Origin of the sequence: Mycobacterium sp. 1245852.3, from assembly GCF_001669335.1 — a bacterium.
GTDB classification, from domain to species: domain Bacteria; phylum Actinomycetota; class Actinomycetes; order Mycobacteriales; family Mycobacteriaceae; genus Mycobacterium; species Mycobacterium europaeum_A.
On record NZ_LZLL01000567.1, the window covers coordinates 1 to 16,616 of the forward strand.

17 protein-coding genes and 2 pseudogenes are annotated in these 16,616 nt (G+C 67.4%); 14 read left to right on the forward strand and 5 right to left on the reverse strand.

Going from position 1 to position 16,616, the window contains the following annotated elements; translation table 11 throughout:
• A partial coding sequence (locus tag A9W96_RS26475; RefSeq protein WP_156765428.1) for an MFS transporter occupies positions 1 to 692 on the reverse strand: 692 nt, incomplete at its 3' end.
• Positions 693 to 927: 235 nt separating this feature from the next.
• Here A9W96_RS26475 and A9W96_RS26480 point away from each other — a divergent pair.
• From A9W96_RS26480 to A9W96_RS26525, 10 genes are all read left to right on the forward strand, one after another.
• Positions 928 to 1,209 (forward strand): hypothetical protein, encoded by a 282-nt coding sequence (locus tag A9W96_RS26480; RefSeq protein ID WP_066867409.1) that lies wholly within the window; start codon positions 928 to 930, stop codon positions 1,207 to 1,209.
• A 244-nt stretch (positions 1,210 to 1,453) separates the two neighbouring features.
• Entirely contained in the window at positions 1,454 to 2,323 is an 870-nt protein-coding gene (locus A9W96_RS26485; RefSeq protein WP_082972639.1) for an ABC transporter permease, read from the forward strand.
• The gene (locus A9W96_RS26490; RefSeq protein ID WP_067144260.1) at positions 2,320 to 3,147 is read left to right on the forward strand and encodes an ABC transporter ATP-binding protein; all 828 of its coding nucleotides are present in this window, start codon (positions 2,320 to 2,322) and stop codon (positions 3,145 to 3,147) included. The genes A9W96_RS26485 and A9W96_RS26490 overlap by 4 nt, the downstream gene beginning before the upstream one ends.
• Positions 3,144 to 3,968 carry an ABC transporter permease gene (locus A9W96_RS26495; protein WP_082972640.1) on the forward strand — a complete coding sequence of 275 codons (825 nt, stop codon included), beginning with the start codon at positions 3,144 to 3,146 and terminating at the stop codon, positions 3,966 to 3,968. The genes A9W96_RS26490 and A9W96_RS26495 overlap by 4 nt, the downstream gene beginning before the upstream one ends.
• On the forward strand, positions 3,965 to 4,753 hold the full coding sequence (locus A9W96_RS26500) for an ABC transporter ATP-binding protein (protein ID WP_231999920.1): 789 nt from the start codon (positions 3,965 to 3,967) through the stop codon (positions 4,751 to 4,753). The genes A9W96_RS26495 and A9W96_RS26500 overlap by 4 nt, the downstream gene beginning before the upstream one ends.
• A 16-nt stretch (positions 4,754 to 4,769) precedes the next feature.
• Positions 4,770 to 5,885, forward strand: coding sequence for an ABC transporter substrate-binding protein (locus A9W96_RS26505; protein ID WP_067144264.1), 1,116 nt, complete (start codon positions 4,770 to 4,772; stop codon positions 5,883 to 5,885).
• A 95-nt stretch (positions 5,886 to 5,980) separates the two neighbouring features.
• A complete protein-coding gene (locus A9W96_RS26510) occupies positions 5,981 to 6,766 on the forward strand; it encodes an ABC transporter ATP-binding protein (protein WP_082972641.1) in 786 nt (261 codons plus the stop codon).
• Positions 6,763 to 7,731: an aliphatic sulfonate ABC transporter substrate-binding protein gene (locus A9W96_RS26515; RefSeq protein WP_067144268.1), complete on the forward strand. Its 969-nt coding sequence runs from the start codon at positions 6,763 to 6,765 to the stop codon at positions 7,729 to 7,731. Before A9W96_RS26510 ends, A9W96_RS26515 begins: the two co-directional genes overlap by 4 nt.
• 71 nt (positions 7,732 to 7,802) lie before the next feature.
• The gene (locus A9W96_RS26520; RefSeq protein ID WP_066870120.1) at positions 7,803 to 8,504 is read left to right on the forward strand and encodes an ABC transporter permease; all 702 of its coding nucleotides are present in this window, start codon (positions 7,803 to 7,805) and stop codon (positions 8,502 to 8,504) included.
• A 269-nt stretch (positions 8,505 to 8,773) separates the two neighbouring features.
• A complete protein-coding gene (locus tag A9W96_RS26525; RefSeq protein ID WP_197499661.1) occupies positions 8,774 to 9,733 on the forward strand; it encodes an alpha/beta fold hydrolase in 960 nt (319 codons plus the stop codon).
• A 4-nt stretch (positions 9,734 to 9,737) separates the two neighbouring features.
• On the opposite strand, the gene A9W96_RS26530 is transcribed toward A9W96_RS26525, so the two are convergent.
• The 4 genes from A9W96_RS26530 to A9W96_RS26545 all read right to left on the reverse strand — a co-directional run bounded on the left by A9W96_RS26530 (position 9,738) and on the right by A9W96_RS26545 (position 13,316).
• Positions 9,738 to 10,955 (reverse strand): GNAT family N-acetyltransferase, encoded by a 1,218-nt coding sequence (locus A9W96_RS26530; protein WP_067144273.1) that lies wholly within the window; start codon positions 10,953 to 10,955, stop codon positions 9,738 to 9,740.
• A 30-nt stretch (positions 10,956 to 10,985) separates the two neighbouring features.
• Positions 10,986 to 11,405, reverse strand: coding sequence for a hypothetical protein (locus tag A9W96_RS26535; protein WP_066870080.1), 420 nt, complete (start codon positions 11,403 to 11,405; stop codon positions 10,986 to 10,988).
• Between the two features lie 61 nt (positions 11,406 to 11,466).
• Positions 11,467 to 12,678 (reverse strand): acyl-CoA dehydrogenase family protein, encoded by a 1,212-nt coding sequence (locus A9W96_RS26540; RefSeq protein ID WP_066870083.1) that lies wholly within the window; start codon positions 12,676 to 12,678, stop codon positions 11,467 to 11,469.
• A complete protein-coding gene (locus tag A9W96_RS26545) occupies positions 12,675 to 13,316 on the reverse strand; it encodes a TetR/AcrR family transcriptional regulator (protein ID WP_066870086.1) in 642 nt (213 codons plus the stop codon). The genes A9W96_RS26540 and A9W96_RS26545 overlap by 4 nt, the downstream gene beginning before the upstream one ends.
• 227 nt (positions 13,317 to 13,543) lie before the next feature.
• Here A9W96_RS26545 and A9W96_RS26550 point away from each other — a divergent pair, with 227 nt between their 5' ends.
• The 4 genes and pseudogenes from A9W96_RS26550 to A9W96_RS26565 form a co-directional block, all read left to right on the forward strand.
• On the forward strand, positions 13,544 to 14,872 hold the full coding sequence (locus tag A9W96_RS26550) for a HAMP domain-containing sensor histidine kinase (RefSeq protein WP_066870089.1): 1,329 nt from the start codon (positions 13,544 to 13,546) through the stop codon (positions 14,870 to 14,872).
• Between the two features lie 64 nt (positions 14,873 to 14,936).
• Complete coding sequence (locus A9W96_RS26555; RefSeq protein ID WP_067144275.1) at positions 14,937 to 15,335, forward strand: VOC family protein; 399 nt, start codon at positions 14,937 to 14,939, stop codon at positions 15,333 to 15,335.
• A 178-nt stretch (positions 15,336 to 15,513) separates the two neighbouring features.
• Positions 15,514 to 16,026 (forward strand): annotated as a pseudogene (gene eccD / locus A9W96_RS26560) (type VII secretion integral membrane protein EccD); the annotation flags it as partial.
• Positions 16,011 to 16,616, forward strand: a pseudogene (locus A9W96_RS26565) (type VII secretion-associated serine protease); the annotation flags it as partial. The pseudogenes eccD and A9W96_RS26565, both read left to right, overlap by 16 nt.

A 16,616-nucleotide genomic window follows, 5' to 3' on the forward strand; every position in this document is an offset into this window, starting at 1 on the left:
TACGCCTCGGCGACACTGGGTTTCGTCACCATCCCCACCCGGCTGCACACCGCGCTCGCGGCTCCCCTGGCGGCCGGGCGAGCCACCTCGGCGCGGCGGGCCGCACCGATGACGGCGCACGTTGCCAGCACCACGATGGCCGCGGCGACGGCGAACGACACCCGGATGCCGGATCGTCCGGCCCACGCGATGAACCCACCGACGAACGGTCCGACGGCGAAACCCGCCGTGAGTACCGCCCCGGCGGTCGCGGCGCCGGCGGGGCCGCGCAGATCCGAGGCCCACGCGGTGCACGAACTGATCGCGAGGCCCACACCGATCCCGACGATCAGGCGACCCAGCAGCAGCGCGCCCGCGTGCTGGGACAGCAGCATGACCGCCGTTCCCGTCAGCGCGGCCACCGATCCGGTCAGCGCCACCGGCCGGCGCCCGAGCGTGTCCGACGCGCGTCCGCCCACGAGCAACCCGGGAAGCAATCCCAGCGCGTAGATGCCGAAGATCCCGTCGAGGGTGGTCGTGCTGAGGTGGGCCCGGTCGCTGATCACCGGCATCAGCCCGACGAAGTGGTTGGCGACCCATCCCGTTGCCAGCAGCAGCGCCAGCACGCTGACGAACAGCGCCCCCGTACCCGCCGCCTCGCGCCCGGCTACGGTGATGCCGCCGCGGCCGCTGCGCACATTCGACGAGGTCACTGAGCTTCCTCCCCTTTCAGACCCCATACGCATAAGCGGCCGACCGCCGATGGTAGAACGCGAGGTCACCCGGGCGGTTATTCCCGCTGCGCGCAACCGGACGCGGCGGCGCCGCGATGTGGCCGCTGCCACGCCGTCCCTGCAAACACGGCGGTCATCGGTCCGGGCCGCCATTCGGGGTTTGAAATCAGGCGATTTGGTGTACTGATACCACTACTCGCACCCAGGAAGGCAAATGATGAAGTATATTGCGGCAGCTGCGATCGCGATCTCCGTCCTGCTGTCCAGCGCGTGTTCGGCCTCTCAGGTCATCAACACCGGCGGGGACACCAAGTGCAAGGACTTCACCACGCAGGACGAGAAGAAGCAGAACGACGAAGTGAGCAAGATGCTCAAAGACAAGAGCGGTAACGACCCGACCAATGTGGAGATTTCCGCCACGCGCCTGTCGGTGACGACCTACTGCCAGACGCTCGGCAAGCCGGACACCAAGATCTCCGAGGCGCCGCACGGCTGACGCCAGCTGACCACGGCACACAGCCGGTTCCCGCTCGCTCGGGAGCCGGCTGTCTGCGTTCCGGGGGCATCGGGCACCGCCGCCGCGCCGACGCAGTTCGGGTCAAGGCGATCCATATTCTTGCACCAGGGCATCGGTGCGGAAATGATGACACCGATTTGTCCCAGCATGCCGCTGCGGCCTGACCGAGTCGCTCGCTGACGACTCGCGCCGCGGGGCCGCCGTCCTCCTAGAAAGGTAGCTCGTGAGCGCCCTTTCTACCGAGCCGATTCCCCTGACGGTCCCGCACGGCACCGTGGCCGCGCCGCGGCCCGGCCGCCGCCGGATCCTGTCGCCCACATTGCCGTTGGCATTGCTCGGCTTCGCCCTGTTCCTCGGCGGCTGGTATCTGAGCGTCGACGTGCTGGCGCTGCCGCGATTTCGCGGCCTTCCCGGTCCGACCGAGGTGATCCGGGAGTGGCTCAGCCCGAACCCGGCCTACGGCACATCCATTTTCACGGCGTCGTATTACGAGCACATCTGGGCGAGCGTTCGGCGCGTAGCCCTGGCCTTCGCGGCGGCGCTGGTCACCGGAATCCCGCTCGGCCTGCTGCTGGGGTGGTCATCGCGATTTCGTCAGTACACCTTTCCCATCTTCGAGTTGATCCGACCCATCCCCATCCTCGCGTGGGTTCCCTTGGCAATGCTGATGTTTCACAGCAGGGAGGGCTCGGTCATTTTCCTGACGTACCTGGCAGCGTTCTACGCGGTCACGTTGAACACGTTGCTCGGGGTTCAGTCGATCGACCAGAACCTGATTCGGGCGGCGCAGTGTCTGGGCGCCGGCCCGCGCGAGGTGCTGCGCACCGTGGTGATTCCGGGATCGCTGCCCTACATCTTCACCGGCCTGCAGATCGGCATGGGCGTCGCATGGTTCTCGTTGGTCGCGGGGGAGATGATCGCCGGCCAGTTCGGCCTCGGTTATCTGATCAACGCCTCATACACGACCACCCGCTACCCGACGATCGTGATCGCGATGATCACCCTCGGTGTGATCGGTTTCGCCAGCAGCGCTTTGATCCGACTGCTCGGTGACCGGCTGATGGCCTACCGGGCCCGGAGCATCGGGTCATGAGCGGGGGAAACCTCGTCCTGAGCGGTGTCGGCAAGGCGTACCGGACGACGGGCACTCCGGTGGTGGCGGTGGAGGATTTCAGCCTCGACATCGCCGCGGGCGAACTGCACGTCATCGTCGGACCGTCGGGATGCGGAAAGAGCACGCTGCTGGGGGCCGTCGCCGGATTCACCGACATCACCTCGGGCCGAATCCAACTGGACGGCGAATTGCTCTGCGGCCCAGGTCGCCCCACCGCGACGATCGGCCCGGACCGGGTAGTGGTCTTCCAGGACAGCACCTTGTTCCCGTGGTTCACGGTCGCCGAGAACGTGAGCTACGGCCTGGTGGCCCAGCGGCGACTGAGCCGCCGGGACGCGGCCGAAATCGCCGTCGAGCGCCTGCACGACGTCGGCCTGGGCGAGGTGGCGCGCAGTTACCCGGGCGAACTGTCCAGCGGCGTGCAACGCCGCGTCGAGATTCTGCGCGCGCTGGTCATGGAGCCGACCGTGCTGCTGCTCGATGAGCCGTTTCGGGGGATGGACGCGATCTCGCGCTCCGCGATGCACGATGCGCTGCTGCAGATCTACGATAAGTCCGCCGTCACAGTGCTTTTCATCACCCACGACATCGAGGAAGCCGTCTACCTGGGCAGTCGTGTCACCGTGATGACGACCCGGCCCGGCCGGGCCAAGACCACGATCAACGTCGACCTCGACCGCCCGCGCGACCGCGACCTGATCACCGCACCCTACTTTCGTGAACTCGTCGCCGAGGTCTCCGAGGCGGTTCGCGACGAAGCCAAGCGTGCCTTCGACGCGGGCGAGCGGGAGATGGCGCAGTGACGACGCTGTTACGGCGCGCCGACCACGTGGACGCGTCGGCGCTGAGGCGCGGCGCGATCGGCATCGTCGTCTTCGCCGCCGGCTGGGAGCTGGCCACCCGGCTCGGCAACTGGACCGGTGTCAGCGTGCCCGTGGTGGGGCAGCTACCGGCGCCCTCCGCGGTGATCGGCGACTTCCTGAAACTCCTTGCCAGGCCGGGCTATTGGAACAGCTGGTCGCTGTCGTTTCAGCGAGTGCTGGCCGGCTTCGCCGTGGCGCTGCTGGTGGGCGGCACGCTAGGCCTGCTGATGGCGACCCGTCCCTGGTTCAAACGCGTGGTGTTCCCGGTATTCGAATCGCTGCGGCCGGTACCGCCATTGGCGTGGGTGCCGATCGCGATCATCTTCTGGCCGACTCAGGAGCTGTCCATCACCTTCGTGACCTTCCTGGGTGCACTCTTTCCGATCGTGCTCAACACGGTCGGCGGTGCCGAACAGAGCGACCGCAGGCACGTGCTGGCCGCGCGGTCGATGGGCGCAAGCCGCTCATACGTCTTTCGACGGGTGCTGCTGCCCGCGCTGCTGCCGTCATTGGTCACCGGGGCGGCCGTCGGCATGGGCATCACGTGGGAGGTCGTGGTGGCCGCCGAGCTCATTTCCGGCGGCGGCCAGCAGTCCGGTGACGGCGGGTTGGGCTTTCTGGTGTGGAACGCCTACGAGGGCAACAACTTACCGCGGGTCGTCGTGGCGATGATCAGCCTGGGCATCGCGGGCTACCTGTCGAGCGGCCTCGTGCGCGCGCTGGGAAACCGCCTCATGCCATGGCGGCGCGTGGCGGCATGACCGGAAACCGGACCGGCGCGGTCCTTTTCGATCGCGTGTCCTTCCACGTCCGTAAGGGTCGAGAGGACGTCCACGTCGTCGACGACTGCTCGCTGCGCATCGAACCCGGCGAGATCGTCGCGATGATCGGACCGTCGGGCGGTGGCAAGACGACCATCGGATACCTGCTGGCCGGTTATCACCGGCCCAGCAGCGGCCTGATCGCCGTCGACGGCAAAGAGGCCCGCGGACCCTCAGCCGACCGCCTGCTGCTGTTTCAAGAGAACGCGCTGATGCCGTGGCTGACGACCGCCGAAAACGTCATGTTCGGACCGCGTGCGCGCGGCGAGGACAGGGTGGCGGCGCGGCAGCGCGCGGATGCCGTCCTGGCTCGGGTGGGACTCGCCGAATTCGCCAACCGTTATCCCGCAGAGCTTTCCGGCGGCATGCGGCGCCGCGCCGAGTTGGCTCGCGCGCTGATCAACGAGCCCGCGGTGCTGATCCTCGACGAGCCGTTCCGGGGACTCGACGCGATGACCCGCGAGCTGATGCAGGAGTACACGGCCGAACTCCTTGCCGAACAACGCCGGACGGTCCTGTTCATCACCACGGATCTCGACGAGGCGCTGCTGCTTGCGGACCGGCTGCTGGTGATGACGGGGCGTCCCGCCCGGGTGCGCGAGGAGTTCGCCATCGAGCTGGCCCGCCCCCGCCAGCGGATCGATCTACTGAACGACGACCGCCTGCAAAACATCAAACACCGTGCCATGGAGCTGTTGCGAGCCCCGACAGCTGCGCACCGCTGACGACAGAAAGACGCCGATGCGACTGAAACACACCCTCGCCGTTGCCCTGATAACGATGCTGACCGCCGTCGGCTGTGCGGCTGTCGGCAATATCGGCGGCAAAGACATCGTCTCTGGCGGCGGGGCGGTGCACCTCACCGTCGGCTACCAGCCGTATTACACCGAGGCGTGGTCGGGTGTTGTCATGCGGGGCAAGGAGTTCTGGAAGAAATACCTGCCGAGCGGATCGACGGTGGACTTCCAGGTCGGCCTGCAGGGCTCGATCGTGGTGAGCCAGCTGCTGGCCGGCAAACAGCAGATCGGCTACGTGGGCGACATGCCGTCCATCGTCGGGGTGAGCAAGCGCAGCACCCGAGACTTGCGAATCGTTGCCACACTGGGGCTTTCAGAAGACCAATGCGGCGTGTTCCTGGTGCGGCCCGACGCGCCCAACTTCGCCAACCAACGCGACGCGCTGGCCTGGTTCAACGGCAAGACCGTCGCCACGCCACAGGGCAGCTGCACCGACCGCATCGCCCAGGCCAGCTTCGATGCCCTGGGCATCAAACCGGCCGCCTATCTCAACCAGAGCATCGAGGTGATCACGTCGAGCTTCCAGAACCACACCATCGACGCCGCCATCGTCTGGGAGCCGGTGCCGTCGAAACTGATCAACGCCGGACTGGCCAAACGCGTTGCGAGCGGCGCGCTTACCGGCCAACACGACGGCGGATTCCTGGTAATGGACAAGGAATTCACCGACAAGCATCCCGACATCGCCAAGAGCTGGCTGAAGGCGGAACTCGACGCCCAGCGTTACCTCGCCGATCCGGGCAATGCCGACGAGATCGTGCGCCTCGCCCAGAGCCAGACGGAGGGCTATTCCGCGGCCGACCTGCGCGACTCGCTCTATCGCAAATGGCCTGCCGACCAAGGCGGCAGCACCGAGGGCATCCGGCTGCGTCTTCCGTTCGCGCCCACCGGTGAGAGCGCCGACCTGATCAAGACGGCTACCGACTTCCTCTACCGCATCAAGGCGATACCGGCGGCCACGCTGCCCGACGGTGCGGTCCAGCCGGATACCGCCACCGCGGTGCTGCGCGACGCCGGGCTCAATCCGGCCGTCGGCGCGGGATTCGTTCGGGCGCAATAGGCCACATTCGAATCATGATCAACGCAAACCTGGCGGCCGGCCGGGGACGTTCCTAGGCTGCCCGGGTGACGACGAGCAATCCGGCACCGGCGCGTGTGTCACTTCGCGGCGTCAACCGCACGTTCGGCACGCACACCGTGCTGCACGACGTCGACGTCGAAATCGAACCGGGCGAGGTCGTCGCCTTGCTGGGGGCGTCGGGCAGCGGCAAATCGACGCTGCTGCGACTGATCGCCGGCCTGGACCTGCCCACCGCCGGACGGATCGAGATCGACGGCGAATCCGTCCGGGGGATCGACCCGCGCTGCGCCGTGGTGTTCCAGGAACCCCGCCTGCTGCCCTGGCGGTCGCTGTCGGCCAACGTCGAGTTCGGCCTGACGCCGGGTGCTGGGCGGTCGAAAGGCCTTGCCGCAGTGCAGCACTGGCTGGACGTCGTCGGCCTGACCAAGTTTCGCGATCACTACCCGCGGCAGGTGTCCGGCGGTATGGCGCAACGCGCTGGCCTGGCCCGGGCACTGGCCCGGCGCCCCAGCGTCCTGCTGCTCGACGAGCCGCTGGCCGCCCTCGATGCGTTGACCCGCCTGCGCATGCAGGACCTCCTGGACACGGTGCAACAAGAGGCCGGCACCACCACGGTGCTGGTGACGCACGACGTGGACGAGGCGGTGATTCTCGCCGACCGGGTTCTGATCCTGCGCGCCGATGCGACCGGCGGCGCCGGGATCGTCGCGGAATTCGACATCCCGATTCCCAAACCACGCGACCGCGGCGACCCGCGCATCACCGCGCTGCGTGATCAGCTACTGGACGAACTCGGCGTGCCCCGACGCAGTGGTGCAACCGCGTCGTCCGCGATCGATGAGGAGGCGAAAACGTCGTGAAACGGCGGTATCTGACGACGATGGCGATGACGGCCGCAATAGTTGCCGCGGCGTCGGCCTGCGGTTCGAGCAATGGCACGGCGACGGCGAAGGACCTGCACCTGGACTACGCCTACTACAACCCGCTGAGCCTGGTCATCCGCGATCAGCACCTGCTCGAAAAGCAGGGTTATAACGTCACCTGGGTGTTGTCGCAGGGCAGTAACAAGGCCAACGAGGGGCTACGGTCGAAGGCCCTGGACTTCGGCTCCACCGGCGGTTCGCCCGCCCTGTTGGCGCGGGCCAACGGCACACCGATCAAGACCGTCGACGTGTACGCCAAAGGGGAGTGGACGGCGATCGTTGTCGCCAAGAACTCACCCATCAACTCCGTGGCCGACCTGAAGGGCAAGAAGGTCGCGGTCACGAAGGGGACCGACCCGTACTTCTTCCTGTTGCAATCGCTTGCCACGGCGGGGCTTTCGCCCGCCGACATCGAGATCGTCAACCTGCAGCATGCCGACGGCAAAACCGCTCTGGAGCGCGGCGACGTCGACGCGTGGTCCGGATTGGACCCGTTCATGGCCGAGACGATTCAGCAGCAGGGTTCCCGCATCGTCTACCGCAACCCCGATTTCAACTCCGGCGGTGTCTTGAACGTGCGTGAGGACTTCGTCTCGGCGCATCCCGATTCCGTCCAGTCGGTGGTCAATACCTACGAGGAGGCCCGCAAGTGGGCGACGAAGCACCCGGCCGAGCTGGCGGCATTGCTGGCCTCGCAGGCGAAAGTACCGCTGAGCGTGGCGCAAGAGGAGCTGGGCCGAACGGCGTTGGATATCTCGCCGGTGCCGGACGATTCGCTGCGCGCGGTGCTGACCAGGGTGGTGCCGCTGGCCGTGGCGGACGGCGACATCAAATCCGAGGACGCCGGCCGCAACGCACTGAACACACTGTTCGAGCCGAAGTTCGCCCAGCAGGCGCACTGACGCCGAAGGCCGGGCGGCTGGCGAAATTGTCGGTGGCGCTGGTCGGCCTGATCGTTCCGGTATTGCTGCTGGTGATCTGGCAGCTTGCCACGGCGGTCACCGGGTTCTTCGCTCCCAGCCAGCTGCCGCCTCCCGGCGACGTGGTGTCCGCACTCGGTGGGTTGCTTCGGCACGGTGAGCTATGGACCCATCTGGAGGCCAGCGGTTCGCGGGTGCTCGTCGGCTACCTGGCCGGGGCCGGCGTGGCGCTCGCGTTGGGCTCACTGGTGGGGTTGTCGGTCACCGTGCGCAGGCTGCTGGCGCCCACCCTGGCCGCCTTTCGGACCGTGCCGTCCTTGGCGTGGGTGCCGTTGCTGCTCTTGTGGTTTGGCATCGACGAGACGCCGAAAATCCTGATGGTCGCCATCGGTGCATTCTTTCCGGTGTATACGACGACGGCATCGGCGCTCGCCCACATCGACCCCCACCTGCTGGAGGTCGGGCGAGCCTACGGGCGCCACGGTGCCTCGCTGTTGACGGCGGTGATGCTGCCCGCCGCGGCCCCCGAGCTGGTGAACGGACTGCGGCTGGGGTTGGCCAACGCGTGGCTGTTCGTGGTCGCAGCCGAACTGATCGCGTCCTCGAAGGGACTCGGGTTCCTGCTCATCGACAGCCAGAACACCGGCCGTACCGACGTCATGCTGCTGGCCATCGTGCTGTTGGCCGGCCTGGGCAAGCTCACCGACGGCGCCTTGGGCGCGGTGGAGACCCGGATCGTGCGGCGACGCGGGTAGTCCGCGTCAGCAGTGAGCAGTAAGGCAACACCCAAAAGGGCACGGGCGCTTGCGTTGTCGACCCCCCCGTCATCAGAGGTGCTCCGGTGAGGATCAGGATGCCCTGCGAGTGAAACGCCCGCTGCATCAGGTGAGCCCGCGGGGAATAGACCGATGTAGATGCGCGCGTAGCTGTAGCCGGGCTCGAAGCCGGTGCGCCGGCCGCGTTCGCTCGTTGCATCCTGGTGGCCATGCTTCACGTGGGGCCGGCTTACCCGCACAATAGCGCGATGCGTGCGATGCGAGAGGTCCGAAGAATCACTGCGGGTGTTCGCCGATGCCTGCTGACCCTCGCGTTGCTGATCGCGCTGGCGGGGTGCGGCGACGCGGCGCAGCGCGGCGCACCCCGATCTGGCGGTGATTTCGCGGGCCCGGTCGAGATCGGCAATGGGCGCCACCTCTATCTCACGTGCCGCGGAAAAGGCGGCCCGACAATAATTTTGGAGTCCGGCTATCACAACTCATCGGATCCGTGGAGTAACTCCGACGCCACCGCACCGGCCATCGGCCCGGCCGTATTGACGGCCCTGGCCGCTGATCACCGAGTCTGCGCCTACGACCGGCCCGGCACGCTGCGTTATCCCGATCCGCCCAGCATCACCGACCGCAGCTCACCGGTTCCGATGCCGCGCACCGCGCGGGACGTGGTCCAAGATCTGCATGCGTTACTGGCCGCCGCCCACCTTCCGGGCCCGTACGTTCTGGTCGGTCACTCGCTCGGCGGGCTGTTCATCCGGTTGTATGCCCAGACGTACCCGGATCAGGTGCGGGCCCTGGTGTTCGTCGACGCGTTCCCCATCGAGATACCCAGTCTGCTCGGACCGGACTGGCCGACGTATCGCCAAGCGTTGGACCAGCCGTTGGCCCAGTTCGCGAATTCGCCGACGTTCGAGGAGATCGACATCGACAAGAGCGTCGAACAAGTCGGCGCGGCCCCGGCTTTCCCGCCGGTCCCGACCGTCGTGCTGACAAGGACCGAGCCGTTCGCGATCCCGGGCACCGTTGCACCCGAGGAGGGCGCGAAGCTGGAACAGGCGTGGCGAGACGCCTCCGCGGATCTGATCGCGCTGCGGCCCCAGACCCCGCACCTGATCGCCACCGGCAGTGACCACTTCATCCAGGTTCACCAGCCCGATGTGGTCGCGGCCGGGGTACGCCTGGCGGTGCAGCGGTCGGACCCGAACCGCTGACCGGTCAGAAGAACGTCCCGGCGTGCGGTGCCTCGGGGACCGCGAACAGCCGATCGGCCACATCCAGCGCCACCGGATCGTCGGCGCGGGCCAGGCCGGCTTCGGCGAGGCTGCGCCAGGTTGTGCCACCGAGCAGCGCGGCGCCCAGTCCCTCGATCCCGACGCGGACGTCGGCGCCGCGCGTCGTCGGTTCGGCGCCGTCACCGGTGATGCTGAAGGTCGCCGAATTATCCGGCAGCAGTGGGTCATTCACCGCGATCGTCACGATTCCGTCGCCGACATAGGAGCGTGCCGCCAGCGCACGCTGCGCGTCGATGACCCGCAGCCATGTTTCGTCGTGCACCGCGGTGACCTTCACCGCCCGGCGGTCGAGGAACAGCCAGGGCAGCGTGTCGTCGAGGGGAAGCATCCAAAACAGCACGGGGTCAACCAGATCCAGGCCTAGCAGGAAACGCAGCAACCCGAGATACGCGTCGGCGGTGGGTGCGAAGAAGTCTTCGACCACCACGGTGCGCTGCTCGCTGACGAACCAATTCTCGGTATTGATCGGCCGGTAGCGGACGAAACCCGATTCGGCGCCCCGGTCGCCGTGCACCGCGACATACCAGGCCCCCGAAGACGATTCGGTGCGAAGCCGGGCGCTTTCCCACCACACGCCGGGACGGTCGATGGTGCCGGGCCGAGACGGTCGATTGGTGTCATAGATGCGGGGCAGGAGTTCCCAGACCACGGCGGCGTCCAGCAGGCGCACCGGACCGCCCGACCCGACGCCGGGCCGAAACGCCGCCCGCGCGGTCGTGATTTCCACGCTCTGAAAGGAACTGGCCACCCCGTAGCCGTACCGGCCATAGATGGTGGCCTCCGAGGCCCGCAACGATGCGACCACCTCGCCGCGCGCGGCGACGTCGTGCAGCTGGTGGCCGACCAATGCGGTGGCGATGCCGCGCCGGGTGAAGGACGGCAGCACGCCGATGTGGGTCACGGCGGCGTGGTTCACCGTGGCCCCGCCGGGAAGGGTCAGCGTGCTCGTCACGGCGTCCGCGGTCCCGACGAGTTGTCCGTCGACGAACGCGCCGATGGTGCGGCCGGGGTCGAGCAGCTTGGTGATCTGGCCGGGCGGCAGGTTCGACAGCGGCGGCAGACCCACCATCGCGGTGCGAAACAATCTGGCCGCGGCGATGAGCTCGTCCTCGGTGTCGAGAACCCGGATCTCGGTGCTCATTGGGTCATCATGTCTGTATGGCGCACAAGGTCACCCGACGGGTGCGATCCCCGCGTTGGAGATCGTGAAGCCGCGGCCCGAGGACACCGTGCAGGTGACTCCGTCGGGCTTGGAGGTGCAACTGAACGGACCCACTCCGGCGGTGTGGTCGTAGGCCAGAACCGGCGTGCCGATGCCGGCGTTGCCCAGACACGACGTGCCCGTGCAGTTCGTCACCGCGCCGGTGGTGGACAGGCGCACGGACGCGGGCGGCTCGTTCGTTTGGCAGTAGGCCTCGTCGGGGATGCCGGGATCGCGCTGGTAGTCGATCTCGCAACTGATGTTGCGGGACGGGGACAAAAACGCGCACGTCGACGCCGTGCACGCGGGGTTGTCCGCGGTCGCCCGGGGCGCGCCGACACAGCAGCCAACCAAGACGATCCCGAGTGCCGCGATGACCGCACGCTTCACGTCAGCCCCTAACGGTTGGTGTGCCGCAGAAGCTATCAGACGCCGCCGCGGCGCAGGGCCGCTAGCGGATAGGCAACCCGGTCAGCGCACGCGAGATCACCAGACGCTGGATCTCGCTGGTGCCTTCGAAGATGGTGAAGATCTTCGCGTCGCGGTGCATCCGCTCCACCGGGTAGTCGCGGGTGTATCCGTTGCCGCCCAAGATCTGGATGGCCTCGTCGGTGACGTAGACCGCGGCCTCGCTCGCGACAAGCTTGGCCATCGAACCCTCGGCCGAGTCGAAGTTCTGGTTGTTGCGCGCCATCCAGCCGGCCCGCCACACCAGCAGCCGGGCCGCGTCGATGCGGCTCTTCATATCCGCGAGCTTGAACGCCACGGCCTGGAATTCGCCGATCTTGCGACCGAATTGCTCGCGCTGACTGGCGTATTCGAGGGCATACTCGTAGGCGGCCCGGGCCACGCCGACGGCCATCGCTCCGACCGTGGGCCGGGTGCGCTCGAAGGTCTTCATCGCCGCCTGGCCACCCGTGGAGGCACCCGACTTGACCCGGGCGATCCGGGCCTCGAATTTCTCCCGGCCGCCCAGGATGGCGTCCTCGGGCAGGCGGACGTTGTCGAGGACCACCTCGGCGGTGTGCGATGCGCGGATCCCGTGCTTTTTGAACTTCTGGCCTTGCGCCAAACCTTTGGTGTCCGGACCGATTACGAAGCTGGCCTGGCCGCGGGTGCCGAGCTCGGGATAGACCGAGGCCACCACGATGTGCACGTTGGCGATGCCACCGTTGGTGGCCCAGGTCTTGGTGCCGTTGAGCACCCACTCATTGGCCGCCTCGTCGTAGCGCGCCCGGGTGCGGATGCCGCCGACGTCGGACCCCGCGTCGGGCTCCGACGAGCAGAAGGCTCCCAGCTTGGGTTCGTCCGCGGTGCCGAACATTTCGGGCAGCCAGCGGCCCAGCTGCTCGGGGGTGCCGTTGCCGGCCAGCGCCGCCGCGGCCAGCCCGGTGCCCATGATGGACAGCGCGATGCCGGCGTCACCCCAGAACATCTCCTCGAACGCGGTCAGCATCCCCAGCCCGGTCTCTTCGGCGGCCTGCTGCGCGAAGAAGTCGGGGGAGTAGAGCCCCACCTTCGCGGCCTCCTGAATCACCGGCCACGGCGTTTCCTCCCGTTCGTCCCATTCGGCCGCGGCCGGACGGATGATGTCGGCCGCGAACTTGTGCACCCAGTCGCGCACTTCGATCACGTCGTCGGACAGTTGCATGGAGAATGTCACAGCTGTGCTCCTGAATCATTGGTGTTCAAGGGTTTTCGGGGGTTTGTGTACTGGGCGAGGACGCTGACCGTTTGGTTGACCCACGCCTCGAAGTAGCGTTCTTCGTCGGTGTTGCCCGGCAGGCGACCGGTCAGCGCTTGCAGCGTCGCCGCGTAGGACAGCGAGCCGATGGCGACGGCCGCGGCCGCTTCGGGGTCGGGAATGCTGGTGCGGCCGGACCGATTCGACGCGGCCAGCTCGTCGGCGAAGCGTTGGTAGGCGTTGTCGGTGATCACCTGCCACGTCTTCTCATCGAGATCGCCGAGCTCGTCGGGCTCGCGCAGCATGACCTTGAGCAGGTCCTCGCTCTGCTTGAGGTTGCTCCAGATGAGCTGGCCGGCGATGCGCACCGCCCGCTCGACGCTGCCCGGTTGCCCCGCGTCGTATTGCTCGCGCGCGGCCACGATGCTGTCGATCCGGTGCGCGACCGCGGCCTCGAGGAGTTCGCGCTTGGAGCCGAAGTGCTTGTAGAGGGCCCCGGACCCCGGCGCCAGGCCGGATTCCCGCTGAATGTCGGCCACCGACGTCGCCGCATAGCCCTTGGCGGCAAAAAGCCGCAGGGCCGCGGACAGCAGCCGGTCACGTCCGGACGCGAGCATGGTGAGAGAGTACTCACTCACCCTGGTCAGGGCAAAATCGGCCCGGTTTTGGCACGTGACGAGGGAGCGCGCGATGCGGTTAGCGTTAAATTCTTGCGAAACGCCACTGCGCTTGATCGCGCCGAACCGGTACTGCTGTGAGGGTTGTACTCAAGGTTTGTCGAGAAGGATTGGCGAACCCACCGAAGGAGCCTGACATTCGCGTCCTACCGCGTGTACAGCTGCCGATGCGGGTGCTGTCGCTGCGCACCATCGTCATCGTCGCCGCCATATCGGTGATGACGCTCGTGGTCCTGCTGGGTACCTGGGTGTGGGTGGGCGTGACCAACGATCAGTACAGCCAACTCGATCGTCGGCTCGATTCGGTCAGCAGCCTGGGTGACATCAGCAGCCTGCTCAACAACGCCGAGCACGCGAGTCCGGACCGGCCGGCGCCCGACGGCAACCTGGTGCGCACCGCGCGTATCGGCGGCGTGACCGTCTCGGTCCCCAGCAGCATCGTGTTGCCCCAGCTTCCCGACGGCTATGCCAACACCACGATCAACGGGGTGCAGTACCGGGTCCGCACCTTCACCGCGGGCCCCGCCTCGATAGCGCTGGCCGCGCCGCTGGCCGAAGCCCAGCATCGGATCAACGAACTGCACCTGCGGGTGTTGCTGATCTGCGCCAGCGTCATCGGCGGCACCGTCGTGGTGGGCTGGGTGATCTCGTTGATCATGGTCAACCCCTTCCTGCTGCTGGCCCAGCAGGCCCGCGCGATCAACGCCCAGTCCAGTCCGGACGAGGTACAGGTTCGCGGCGTGCGTGAGGCCGTGGAGATCGCCGAGGCGGTCGAGGGAATGCTGGCCCGCATCGGCAAGGAGCAGCAGCGCACCAAGGCCGCGCTGGAATCGGCCCGCGACTTCGCCGCGGTCGCCTCCCACGAGTTGCGCACGCCGTTGACCGCCATGCGCACCAACCTGGAGGTGCTCTCGACGCTGGACCTGCCGCCCGAGCAGCGTCACGAGGTGATCGGTGACGTCATCCGCACCCAGAGCCGCATCGAGGCCACGCTGACCGCGCTGGAGCGGCTGGCCCAGGGCGAGCTGACGACCGTCGACGACTTCGTCCCGTTCGACATCACCGAGCTGCTCGATCGCGCCGCCCACGACGCCCTGCGCGTCTATCCCGATGTGGAGGTCTCGCTCGTGCCGTCGCCGACGGTGCTGATGATCGGGCTGCCCACCGGACTGCGGCTGGTGATCGACAACGCCATCGCCAACGCCGTCAAACACGGCAACGCCGGCAAGATCCTGCTGACCGTCGGCAGTTCCGGGGAGGGCGTGGAGATCGCGATCGACGACGACGGCACCGGGGTGCCGGAGTCCGAACGTGCCACGGTCTTCGAGCGGTTCGCCCGGGGCTCGACGGCCTCGCGGTCGGGCTCGGGGCTGGGCTTGGCGCTGGTCGCTCAGCAGGCCGAATTGCACGGTGGCACAGCGGCATTGCAGACGAGTCCGCTCGGTGGCACCCGGCTGCTGCTGCGGTTGGCCGGCGACGGGCGCGGACCGGCCTAGCGGCGGATCGCTTTGGCCGGCCCGCCCCCGCGTGCACCGCGCCGTCGATATCGCACAATGAGGCATGCTCGGCCACCTCGGCATCAACGTGCCCGATCTGTCAGCCGCGAAACGGTACTACGACGCGCTGATGCCCCTTGTCGGTTTTGAGCCGTTCTTTCATGCCGACGACGAGTTTTCTTATCGGCCCGTCCAGAACAAGCCGGGCACTTTCCTGTTCTTCTATCCAGCGCTCGAGCCGCACGAGTACTCAGCGCAGCAAGCGGGGCTGCAACACCTGGCATTCATTGTGCGGCACCGGTCGTCGGTGCGAGCCGTGCACGATCATGTCGTTCGAATCGGCGGTACGGTCATTCATCCGCCGGGCCATTTCCCGCAATATCCCGGCCATTATTACGCCACGTTCTGGTATGACCCATTCGGCATCAAACTCGAAGCGGTGTGCCATCACGACCGTGATTAAATAAAGCGGCATCGCAATGCACAGAAGGTGGCGGAGGTGCATTTGTGGCTGCCGAGTCTTGAGTGGCGACTGAGGTTTATTGACGACTCCGTCTGGGAATCCAGTGATTTCACGCTTGGGACTGGTGTTGCTTAACTGAATTTCGGGCCTTGAGTCCGGCCATAGTCGCAGTGAATACAAGGACAATGAATTGACCGACATCAGCGCGCGCGGCGCCGCGATCGCCGCCTCGGCGCGGCTGGTCAACGCGGTCCAGGTGGGACTGTGCGTCGGCGTGTCGATAGTGCTGCCCGCCGCGGTGTGGGGCGTGCTGGCGCCGGGGCGCCCGTGGGCGTGGTTGGCGTTGGTGGTGGCCGGGCTGGTGGCCGGCATCTTCCTGACCCAGGGTCGCGGGTTCGCCGCCAAGTATCAGGCCATCGCCCTGGTGTGCGGGGCGTCCGCGGCGGTGTGCGCGGGCGTGGTCAAGTATGCCGTCGCCGCGCCGCACGACGTGATGGCCGGGTTGGTGTGGCCCGCGGTGGCGGTGGCGACCTTCGCCGCATTGGGTTTGGCCGCAGCCCTTTTGGTGCCGGCGATGCGGTTTAGGCCATTCATCCGGTTGACCGTCGAGTGGGTGGAAGTGCTCGCGTTCATCGTCTTGCTGCCAGCGGCGGCGGCCTTGGGAGGGCTCTTCACGTGGATTCGCCACTGAGAAGGGCCGCGGCGGTGGCCGCCGCTGTCACATTGGTCGCATTATCATCCAATACCCCTGTCGCGCTTGCCATTACACCACCACCGGTGGATCCGGGTATGGTGCCGCCGGACGGTCCCCCGCGATCCGATCAGCCGATGCGCCGTGCCAACAGCTGCTCGACCCCGATCACCGTGCGCAACCCCGATGTGGCGCAGCTGGCCCCGGGCTTCAACCTGCTCAACATCACAAAGGCTTGGCAGTACAGCACCGGCAACGGGGTGCCCGTGGCCGTCATCGACACCGGCGTCACCCCCAACCCGCGGCTGCCGGCGGTCCCCGGTGGCGACTACATCATGGGTGAGGACGGCCTATCGGATTGCGACGCGCACGGCACGATCGTCAGCTCGATCATCGGCGCTGCGCCCCAAGGGATCTTGCCGATGCCGCGGCCGATGCCCGCCACTCCCGCGTTCCCGCCGCCGGCCGGCCCGCCGCCGGTCGCCGGCGCGCCGCCCCCGCCGGTCGAGGTGCCGCCCCCGGGGGGAGCGGCGGCACCGCGGGTTCGTCTTCGGTCTGCGGATCCGGCGGCCCGTTCGACGCGGCGGTCG

What these genes read in the sequence shown, in the direction of transcription:
- A9W96_RS26505 (WP_067144264.1), top strand. Translation starts at nt 4,770, where the DNA reads ATGCGACTGAAACACACCCTCGCCGTTGCCCTGATAACGATGCTGACC.
- A9W96_RS26550 (WP_066870089.1), top strand. Translation starts at nt 13,544, where the DNA reads ATGCGGGTGCTGTCGCTGCGCACCATCGTCATCGTCGCCGCCATATCG.
- A9W96_RS26490 (WP_067144260.1), top strand. Translation starts at nt 2,320, where the DNA reads ATGAGCGGGGGAAACCTCGTCCTGAGCGGTGTCGGCAAGGCGTACCGG.
- A9W96_RS26525 (WP_197499661.1), top strand. Translation starts at nt 8,774, where the DNA reads ATGCGTGCGATGCGAGAGGTCCGAAGAATCACTGCGGGTGTTCGCCGA.
- A9W96_RS26480 (WP_066867409.1), top strand. Translation starts at nt 928, where the DNA reads ATGATGAAGTATATTGCGGCAGCTGCGATCGCGATCTCCGTCCTGCTG.
- A9W96_RS26530 (WP_067144273.1), bottom strand. Translation starts at nt 10,955, where the DNA reads ATGAGCACCGAGATCCGGGTTCTCGACACCGAGGACGAGCTCATCGCC.
- A9W96_RS26500 (WP_231999920.1), top strand. Translation starts at nt 3,965, where the DNA reads ATGACCGGAAACCGGACCGGCGCGGTCCTTTTCGATCGCGTGTCCTTC.
- A9W96_RS26545 (WP_066870086.1), bottom strand. Translation starts at nt 13,316, where the DNA reads ATGCTCGCGTCCGGACGTGACCGGCTGCTGTCCGCGGCCCTGCGGCTT.
- A9W96_RS26555 (WP_067144275.1), top strand. Translation starts at nt 14,937, where the DNA reads ATGCTCGGCCACCTCGGCATCAACGTGCCCGATCTGTCAGCCGCGAAA.